Here is a 10084-nt window from a genome sequence, read left to right on the forward strand (position 1 = left end):
AACTGTAAGGACAAGCCAACAGGGAACCATCTGATGAAACTCGTTTTACTCAAACTCCTCACTCCCATGTTCGCAATCGCGGGCACTGCTGCTTTTGCAATGTCAGAAGCCGATGACGCGTGTATCGACCAATTACGGCAGGTTGGAGGACCAGACGGTCAATCAGGTACGATAGAAAGCTCAGAGTTCTCGGAAGCAGGTACGCTCGTCATGCTACGAGATGCAGGTGGAACACTTTGGCGCTGCATCGCGTACAAGGATGGAAGCATTGGAGAGATGTCGGTTGTCGAGGCGATGGATGATGGCGGTGGAGCCATTGCAGGCGTCGCCGGTTCTACCGGTAGCCAGCGTGTCAAATTCGATGTCGGTTCCACTGGCGCCGAACTTGTCGGCCAACTCGCGCCCGGAGCGTCGCAGCAATACCTTCTCGGTGCAAAGAACGAACAGTTCCTTTACGTCCGCGTTGCTCCGCGAAATGGCTCCTTGGACTACGTCATTCGTAACCCCGATGGTTCTGAACTGTTGGGATTGATGTCGGCGGACAAGGAGTATCGAGGACAGCTTTGGCAATCCGGTGATCATGTTGTGGAAGTTATCAATCGCAGCAACTCTTCCGTCGACTACAACGTAATTTTCGGAATTGAATAGGTGATCAATCAGAAACCCTGGAACGCAAGTCCAAAAAAGCGAGGGAAACACAGATGAATCCCAAGGTCCTATTGGTGATCGGCACGACGTGTATTACTGCGCTTGCAGCATGCGACGAGAGTGGCGGATCAGTGGATGCAAGTGCACCAACTGTGGGCAGCTCTAGCGATCTTTCGTCATTTGAAGGGGCAAGAGCGGGACAGGCTGAAATGGGCATCCAGAGTCTCGGATTTGAACTCATCCGAAGCGAAGGGCTCACCTCGTACTGGTTTAACACGGATACTGGTACATGTGCTCGGATCACGACATCTGAGGGAAGGTACTCAGATGTAGCTATGCTGCCATCAGGTGACTGCTGACACATTTTTCATAAATCAAACATCTGCAAAAGGGAGCTTAAGTTTGCATTTTGATCTGGCACATGCGGCGGTCATCGTTGTCGCTCTGATTGTCACAAACCTGGCATTGAAGTCGTCCGGCGTGATCAACGAAGAAAGCAAACACCAATGGAACTGGAAAGTTTTTCTGGCCTACTTCGTGGTCGTCTTTATCATCAATCTGGTGTGGCCGATTTAAAGCTTCAGGTCGGAAAGTCTATCCCGCACTTGATACGGCTGTTGAGAATGAGCCGCTCCAATAGATTACCAAGTAGGAAGAGTTTGAGCATAACAGGCTGAAAAATAGAAAGGAGCTGGCATGCGGTTTTTGACGTCCCTCATATTCATTGGTGCTCTGGCAACCGCGGCGAATTCTGACGTAACCAGTCGAAACGGTGGCCCAAGCAACAGTCAAATGCTTTCAAAGGGTGGCGACGGAGGTGTTGATGGCGTCGCTTTCTTTCGCCCAGTCTTAAGCGGAGTATTGTATCGCTCTGGTTTCAAAGGCGGCGACAAGGATCGAACGGGTCTGAGTAAAGTTCAACGCGAGACCCTTTGCGATGAAGGGTTTTCAACCGGGTTTTACGCAGACTTCGGCAAGAACACCGAATACGGCCGCACAAGTTGCGGAAACGGATCTTTCGACTATCAAAGCGCCAGATCCTCCCGACCCAGTGCTGTCATGGCGTCCATACACGAGGTGATTCAAAACCCTGGAAAGGGCCCTGTTCTGGTGCACTGCATGTGGGGCGTTCATTCCTCAGGTGCATTGTCGGCGATGGCGCTCGTTCAGTTTTGCGGTTGGACAGAAGAAAGGGCCAAGGAATATTGGAATGAGGCCCGAAACGGGGCCCCATGTTCAGGCGGGTGTGACCAGTGGATTGACTCAAAGTTCTCCAACTTCAGTGTCGACCCCAATTTGAAGATCTCTACCGAACAACAGGCAGCGATTTGCCCCAAATGATATTGGGAGAACTATCCAAATGAAGTTCATTCTTCTGGGGTCACTTGCTTTCATTGCACCCACCGTCTTGTGGGCGAACGACGATGTCCTCGGTGAAGCCACGACATTTGATAGTCCCAACGGCGTTACTGAACGCTGTATTCGGATCGAAAAAGTTTCAACGGGCGAGTATAAGAAAAGCGATCTTGAGGAAGAAACGGCCTATTGCGAGATCGATTTCTATGCCTCCGAAATTGCTATTTGCCCAAAAACCTGGAGTACCAGCCCAGGAATGGCCGTGTACGATATTTCGGAAGGACCCTACACAGGGAACCGTACTGAGTTCGAGAGAAACGCTTGCAAAGAGGGGAAGGCGGCGAAAGATCTGGCCAAGGACAGGGTGGCCAAATTCAAATCCACCATGAACCAAAAGGGCACCAGTGGAACCTTTTCCACCTCGTCGCTGCTTTACTATCATTTCTCCAGATATTTCGACACGACTGTAAAAGTTCCAGTCGCCGTTTGGCGTAGCATGGACGCCCAGGCGCACTTTTCCGAGGTCGCAGAGCCCGGCCTTGCGATTTCTGGCGGCTCTCATGGTGGGCGCATGAACCACGAAGGCTGGCGGGTCTTCGCGGCTGCGGATGCCGACCCGAACTCGTACCAGCCAACCGACGATCTGTTCACCGCAGATCGAACGCAAATATACGGTGCGCTGCTTGATAGCCCTGGGCATCGATACGGCTCGGAAATCAACGGCACCCGTAAATCTGGTTGGGGGAAAGGTCAGAACCGCGATTTTCAGGAAACTCCTGCTTTCTTGGCTTTGCGTTCTTCAAAACCCTTGCCAGAGGCCATTGTAGAGGGCGTTGGAGAAGGTCGAAGAGACCGGATGATCAACAAGGATCTCGGTCCCGATGTCAGCGACCAACAGATGGCATTTTGGATGCAAGAACTTACCGAGATTGTACTCCTCGATTTCATCTTTAGCCAGCAGGACCGCGTAGGAAACATAGACTTCACACCCTATTGGTATTGGGTCGAAGACGGAAAGCTGAAGCATAAGAAAGCCAAGCACCATGAGCCAAACGATGGAGACGTTCCCGACGACGCATTATTGATCCGTCGCAGCAATCTAAACGACAACGATGCTGGTGGGCGTGTCGAATACGCCAACTTCGCGAAATCTACTCAAATGCTGGAGAAAATTCGCCACTTCTCTCCAAGCACGTATCGGCGCTTGGTTGCATTGAATAGTGACCTTCAATCCCAAGGCCCAGTCTATGACTGGCTATCGCAAAGCTTTGGTTTGTCAGACAGTCAGATTGCACAAGTTGTCAAAAATACTGCGCTGGCAACGTCCATTCTCCAGAGCAATTGCTCAAATGGCGATTTGATGTTCGACTTGGATCCTGTCGCATTCTTTTTGAGAAACGGCACCGAGGTAGAGGCTGTGGACTGTTATGTACCGTAGGTGTTCTGCTCTTATTGCGGTGTGTATTTGGACCGCTCTGCTCGCCTGCAAAGCGGCGGCATTGGATGTCATCGTCATATCGGATCTGAATGGAAGCTATGGTTCGGTAAGATACGATGCCCGCGTCGACAAGGCGATTGAGCGCATAATCGAGTTTGATCCAGATCTGGTTATTTCGACCGGAGATATGGTTGCGGGACAGCGCATTCCCAACTTGTCCGACAAACAGGTCAGGGATATGTGGAATGCGTTTCACGAGGTCGTATCAGATCCATTAGAGGCTGCCGGCATTCCATTTGCGGTCACACCTGGAAACCATGATGCCTCCGCCTACCGAGGGTTCGAGCGTGAAAGGAAAATATACGCAGAGGAATGGACGCCGAGAAAACCAGGCGTCGACTTCCTGGTTTCAGATGACTACCCGTTCTTCTACGCATTTGAGATGCAGGGCATTACGTTTGCGTCTTTGGATGCAACGACCCTAGGACCCCTATCCGGTGACCAGCAGGACCGGTTACAGGAATTGGGTGCAGACGGAGACCCGATTGTCACTTTCAGTCACCTCCCACTTTGGCCGTTCGCGATCCAGCGCGAACGCGAAATCATCGGTGACCCAACACTTGAAAAAATCTATCTGGAAAGCGGTGTTGTTCTGCATCTTTCAGGCCACCATCATGCCTTCTACCCCGGTTGGAAAGACGGTGTGGCTTATGTCTCTCAAGCTTGTTTGGGAGGTGGTCCGCGGCGGCTTATTGGCGATAGCGCCAGATCACCTCACAGCTTCACTCATGTTACGTTCCAGCCGAACGGAGAGTTTGAGATAGCCGTATTTCGAGGCCCTGACTTCGAAAGGTCGGTAAACTTCAAGTCGCTCCCGAAAGAGATCAGATCCCCGAATGCGGTGTTGAAACGCTTAGACCTTGTGAAATGACTAGAGGTTGAGTTTCAGTTCGACTTTTTCAGGGACCAGATCATTTATCATCTCTTCGATCCGGGCTTCCGTCAGTCCACCCGAGGTGATGAAAAGCAATGAAACCCGAGATTTTCCGGGGACGTGGTGTTTTCTGACCAGCTTCCAGCCAGCCTCTGTGGCCATGGCTTCAATGGCTCCGGTGACTTTCAATGAGTGCTCTTCGTCCGAAGCTTTGAGCGAAATTTCCACACCCTTGTTTCGCCCTCCGAGCCAAATGAAACACCAACAAACAACCGCCACTAGTGTGGCCATCAGCGGCAAGCCCAAACCGACCGCAAGACCAAGAACAGTCACGATTATCATTTCGACAGTGTCCACCGGATCATCGAGATTGGAGCGGAACCTGAGCAACGCTCCGATACCAAAGATAACGAAACCGATCATTGACCCGTGCTGAACCACCAGGAAACCAACCGCCATGCCGATAAGCGCATACAGGAAGAAAAGCCTTGGCATAACTATGTCGCGGACGCTTCTACGGGCTTTACGTCTCACCGGATGATATACGATCAAGCCAGCCAGAATGATCGTGACGATCACATCGAGAGTAAAGAAATACAGTTCCTGTTTGCCACGAAACTGCGTCCACCGGCGTTCGATAACGATTTCCGACCCCGAAGCCCCGGCCAGCATCGTCGCAGGGTCGACTTGTGACACCGCAGCACCTGGCAACAGCAGCATCAACAACACGGTCACAAATGTGAGGGTCGTATTCAACTTGTCTTCCTCCCTGCTCACGCCAAAGGCTTACGCTTAACCAAAGGCACATCGTGCCCTATTCAATTCAATCGCAACAGGCGGGATCAGGTAAAGAGATTACAGTGCATTCTTCGGACATCGTATCCGGACTGTGATACGAACGCTGATACAGGGATGTGGTCCAAGCGTGAGAGAATCCAATGACAGAAAACAGAGTGTTTTCGTCAAAAGCTGAAATTTCACGGTGTTTCTGCAAACTTAGACGACTCGCTTTTACGGCTAGCTCGGTTGCGGCAGCCTTCTTGCCTTGGACCAATTTTGCCTACGCCGAAAGTGCTGGTTTGGTTCTGGTCGATAAATTCAAGGTGGCAGACAAATCAGAGGGATTTTCAGAGCCTTCCGGTTTGGCAATGTCTAACGCTGAAGGCTTCTTGTGGTCTGTAAGTGATGCCGAACCTAAACTGCACCTACTCAGAGTCGACGGGGTATTAGGAAACTCTTTCAAGTTGCCAGCATTGGCAGGATCAGATTTGGAGGGTGTTGCACCTCGAAAGGATGGGTCTGTTTTGGTGCTTCAGGAAACTGACCGATCAATTCTAGTCGTTCACCCAACCGAACCCATTCAATTGACAACAATACCTCTCACATCTCTTAAAGGTTACTCGGCCGCCGCTGAATTACTCGTTGGCAACCCATTAAACAAGGGACCCGAAGGTATCGCTGTTGACCCGGAATCGGGGCGGGTCTTCATTGGCATTGAAGGACAACCAAGGTTGTTAATGGTCGTATCACCAGCGCTAGACGAAATTGTTGAGATCATTCCTTTAGCCCGCGATGCAGGTTTTATCTCCGAGCGTGTAGATGATGATGAACTGGATTTGAGCGGCCTAGCATGGTCCCCGTCCTCACGTTCTCTTTGGATTGTAAGTGACAAAGGCCGTCAAATCTTCGTCTACAATCCAGAGTCCAAGTCCGTAAAGTCTATCAGTTTGACGTTCACAGAAGATGGCAAACAAAAGGAAGTTAAACATCCCGAAGGAATCGCTCTCGATGAGACCAAAGGGCTTCTCTATGTCCTAACAGACGATGCCAAGAAATCGCGGCTTTATGTTTTTGAGCAACCGGAATTGTGAGGACTGTCCTACTAGTTCTCTACTCTAACTTGTTGAAAAGCCGGTTTGTGTAATTCAGCGCCGTCGTATGTGCGGCGTAATAAGTAAATCTGCGTTCTGTTCACTGTGTTTCTTAAAAACATCACCCATCAATACATTCGAGTAGCGTCAGGTTCACACATGCGAACCACATAATAACATTGGACTTCAACATGCTCAGTCACTTTAAGGTTGTCAAAAATGCGCGTATTCAGATCAGTTGTTTTTGCGATCATTTGCACTCTTGTGGCCACTGCATCAGTTCCAAGAAGTAGCATTGCCCAAACCTGGGACATCGCATCCCAGCACTCGGTCAGCGGCGTAACGGTGTATGATGCGGATGAGCTGTTAACTTTTGCCGGTCAGTTGGCCTTTGATCGATCAGGGCGCATTACAGCGGTGGAGGTCGCATCAACGATCACTCAGATCTACCGAGAAGACGGCTACTTCTTGGCTGAGGCGTGGCCTGGTCCCGATGGGCAGAGCATAGTTGTTGATGAAGGGCGCATTCAAACCATCGAAATTGAAGGCGTAGATACTCGCACGTTCAAAACACTAGAGAAGATTTTTCAGCCCCTCACCACCGCATATCCAATAACTCTCAAACGATTTGAGCGGGCGGTTATGCTAGCCGAGGACATACCCGATTTGGACGTGTCGACCGAACTTGATTACCCGGATCAGGCTGGTGCTCGGCTGAGGGTATTGGGAGAACCTCTGCGCAAACAAGCCGGTAGTGCGACACTCGACAACCCTCCGCGTGAGCTTGGAGAAGCGCTCAGCTTCTATGTCGTACAAGAGTTTTATTCAACGCTGACCGTCGGGGATTTGCTGCGATTTGAGGGATCAGGCAATTACAATTGGGACAAAGACGATGAACACTCTTTATGGGGCGCTCTTACCTATCGCACGCCGCTGAACAGCAATGGTCTGTACGGTGAGATCTTCTACGGGAACATAAACGCAAAACGTGACCTCTCGGGGGACTTTGCGAGAACAGATATTGACGGCGAGAACTTCACAGTCGCGATGGGTTACCCCGTGATCCGCGATGTGGCCCGTTATGGGTATCTTCTGTTGGACTATCGCCTTTCAAAAGCGGACTCAGTCAGTGGTGGCGTTCCACTATCCAGTGACGCGAGTGTCGTTGGCCTTACATATCTTTACGGGCAAAACTATCCAAAGGGACAAGCTCTGGAAGCGGGGCTAACCTTATCTTTTGGTGACAATGACAACGACACGACAGACGCGAATTTTGACGACGGGGACTCTTCGTTCTGGCATCTACGAGGCGGCGTCGGATACGAAAGCCCGCTAACGGGCTTGTCTCCCAACACAGCTTGGCGAACCGAGATCTGGGGGCAGTACACAACAGACCGGCTGCCCTCGGTCGAAGAGTACTTCCTTGGTGATCGTTATGCTTTGCGCGGATATCGTTTTGACGAAGTGGATGGCGATTCCGGGATTTCCGCGATTTTCGAAGTGTCTCATTCCTACTTCCCCAGTTCCCAGAGCATACATCGCTTAACGCCCTTTGCCTTTTTCGACGTGGGTTACATCTCGAACAATGACCCTGCGAGTTTCGAAGTTGATAATGCTACACTGGCGTCGACAGGTCTGGGTTTGGACATTGAGTTTAAGAAAAATCTATTTCTGTCCGGATATGTCGGTGTCCCTTTGAGAGACGGCCCTTTGACCGACTCTGGCGATCCTGGCGCGTATCTTGCTCTGACAACAAGTTGGTGAGAATGTTATGAAACTGAACCGAATTGCTGTACTTACCGCAACTTGTCTAATTACAGAACTGGCCGTTACTCAGGTCTTTGCCCGCGGAAATCACTACGGGTGGTGCCGAGGTGTAGGGAACCCACACCAGTCGAGCCAAGGGTGCGGGCAGGCTGGTGGGCAAGGGGCAGGTAATCAAGTTACTGGCCCAACTCAGCCGGTGGCAAATCAGTTGCCGCCTAAGGGAACGCAGCAAACGCCCACGTCCGTTACTGTTCCAGTCCTTGCGCCGGGCGCGGTCCCGAACGCAATTCCCGGTCAGGTTCCTATTGCGACACCGATAGCGGTTCCTGGTCAGGTTCCCACGCCGGTAGTAGCGCCAACTCTAGCTCCGCCTTTGGCACCAAACGCAACACCAAACCGGGTTCCGACAGCCGTTCCCAATCAGGTTCCACCATTGGTCGCCGGTCCTACCGCGGTGCCGTCGCAAGTTCCGACTGCAACTCCCAATCAAGTTCCGGTCGCTACCCCTGGCCAGGTTCCGCCTCAACCCACCGGCCCAACAGCGGTGCCGCCACTTGTGCCCACCGCAACACCAAACCAAATACCAGTCGCAGTTCCTGGTCAGGTCCCACCTCAGCCCACTGGACAAACTGCTGTGCCACCGCTCGTCCCAACTGCAACACCAAACCAGATTCCGGTCGCAGTGCCCGGCCGTGTTCCGCAACACAGCGGTACTACGGCGACACCACCGCTTGTCCCAACCGCAACCCCCAATCAGGTTCCCACGGCGGTTCCTGGCCAGGTTCCACAGTTGACACCAAAACCGACGGCAACTCACGTGGCAGTCCCAGGGCATCCGAAGCCACAAGGCGTCGTGACAATCATGCGCCCTAAGCCGAGGCCGACAACCGGTACTGTCCAGCAACCTGGCACAACACAAGTGACCCACCATCTAACGCACCAAAGCAATGCGAAGAAACACGATCACGTCGCAGCAACACCTGGACGACATGACCCGCACGACCTACCGAGATTCCGCAACGCGGCGGCCAAGGAAGACTGGGAATGCGTTGCCAGCGGATTTGGACAGCGCCGTTATGATGCTGGGCGAGGCGTGTTGCTGAACAACGGAGCGTTACGGCACCTGGGAAACGTGGACGCAATGGCACGGGATGTGCCTGCAAGGCATCCAAAACATTCTGGATGCATTATTTCGGTCAAACGAAAGCAGCGCTGAAGCTCGCATGGTAGGTTTTGCTCGGACAATGAGATTAGTCGACCAATAGTTCGTCAATTGTCATCTGGATAATTGGATTTCGTATTGCCCATATTCCCTGGCGTTTACGTTGGCTGACGTAGCCCAAAAATGCTCTGTACCTAAATTTGCCTCAATTAGGACAACAATCTAAAGTGCCGCACTTCCAAGAAGAGCCTCCGACCATCTGGGACGGTCAGGTCGGGCAAGCGAAACGTTGAACGGCAACTTTGCAAAGTCAGCTTTCTGCGCATCGCAGACCTTCGCGAGAATCCCAGGTTCCTTAAGGAGGCCCTTTGCGGGATTGAGCAATGCAAAGGGCCATAACCGCAACGACTAAGCCATACACTGATTGAATTCGTCCTAATGCAGAGAAACGCGCAGCGCAAAACTATGGGCGAACTACGCAAACTTATGGGGTGTGCGAAGTGCTATGCGCAAACCTACAAAATCTGTAGGGACGCGCATAACGCTGCATTCTTATCATTGATTTTATTCAGAAAATCTGGGTGTCTTCGCCCATAATTTTGCACAGCATTTGCGCATAGGTTTGCACGATTTTCCCATAAGATTGCACGGTTCACTATACGCGCTCAATTGTCGATTGTCGTACAGTGGCTTGATCAACTTGAACGCACCATAACTCAGCCAAAAGTGCGTTATTCTTGGAACAATTCAACCCAAAACCGAACAAAACAACTCAATTGCGAGGCTATGGTAGATTCCTTTCAATTTAGCTCGGCTCGGTTGGTTTAGATAATGTCTGACGTCAGCACCAATGGGACAGTTTAAGTAGATTTGATAAGAGAGGGTTTCTGGCTCATCGTAACCGCCAA

Annotated in this window: 7 protein-coding genes; 6 read left to right on the forward strand and 1 reads right to left on the reverse strand. The window is 51.5% G+C overall.

What is annotated here, in order from left to right; translation table 11 throughout:
- The first annotated feature begins 33 nt into the window (after positions 1–33).
- From AC2FFP_RS22425 to AC2FFP_RS22440, 4 genes are all read left to right on the forward strand, one after another.
- Positions 34–648, forward strand: a complete 615-nt coding sequence (locus AC2FFP_RS22425) for a hypothetical protein (protein WP_171728198.1) — start codon at positions 34–36, stop codon at positions 646–648.
- Positions 649–1050: 402 nt separating this feature from the next.
- Positions 1051–1224 (forward strand): hypothetical protein, encoded by a 174-nt coding sequence (locus AC2FFP_RS22430; protein WP_170493938.1) that lies wholly within the window; start codon positions 1051–1053, stop codon positions 1222–1224.
- A gap of 784 nt (positions 1225–2008) precedes the next feature.
- Positions 2009–3442, forward strand: coding sequence for a hypothetical protein (locus tag AC2FFP_RS22435; protein ID WP_171728199.1), 1434 nt, complete (start codon positions 2009–2011; stop codon positions 3440–3442).
- Complete coding sequence (locus tag AC2FFP_RS22440; protein ID WP_496881529.1) at positions 3432–4373, forward strand: metallophosphoesterase family protein; 942 nt, start codon at positions 3432–3434, stop codon at positions 4371–4373. The genes AC2FFP_RS22435 and AC2FFP_RS22440 overlap by 11 nt, the downstream gene beginning before the upstream one ends.
- Here the strand turns inward: AC2FFP_RS22440 and AC2FFP_RS22445 are convergent, their stop codons facing one another.
- Positions 4374–5132, reverse strand: coding sequence for a DUF4956 domain-containing protein (locus tag AC2FFP_RS22445; protein WP_170493949.1), 759 nt, complete (start codon positions 5130–5132; stop codon positions 4374–4376).
- 182 nt (positions 5133–5314) lie between these two features.
- Between AC2FFP_RS22445 and AC2FFP_RS22450 the strand changes: the two genes are divergently transcribed.
- Positions 5315–6247 carry an SdiA-regulated domain-containing protein gene (locus AC2FFP_RS22450; protein ID WP_170790473.1) on the forward strand — a complete coding sequence of 311 codons (933 nt, stop codon included), beginning with the start codon at positions 5315–5317 and terminating at the stop codon, positions 6245–6247.
- Between the two features lie 264 nt (positions 6248–6511).
- Positions 6512–8011, forward strand: a complete 1500-nt coding sequence (locus AC2FFP_RS22455) for a ShlB/FhaC/HecB family hemolysin secretion/activation protein (protein WP_480613948.1) — start codon at positions 6512–6514, stop codon at positions 8009–8011.
- Positions 8012–10084 lie beyond the last annotated feature (2073 nt).

This window comes from Ruegeria sp. YTSC004, assembly GCF_059609805.1.

Coding starts and splice junctions, on each gene's coding strand:
- AC2FFP_RS22440 (WP_496881529.1), top strand. CDS start 3,432: ATGTACCGTAGGTGTTCTGCTCTTATTGCGGTGTGTATTTGGACCGCT.
- AC2FFP_RS22435 (WP_171728199.1), top strand. CDS start 2,009: ATGAAGTTCATTCTTCTGGGGTCACTTGCTTTCATTGCACCCACCGTC.
- AC2FFP_RS22425 (WP_171728198.1), top strand. CDS start 34: ATGAAACTCGTTTTACTCAAACTCCTCACTCCCATGTTCGCAATCGCG.
- AC2FFP_RS22450 (WP_170790473.1), top strand. CDS start 5,315: ATGACAGAAAACAGAGTGTTTTCGTCAAAAGCTGAAATTTCACGGTGT.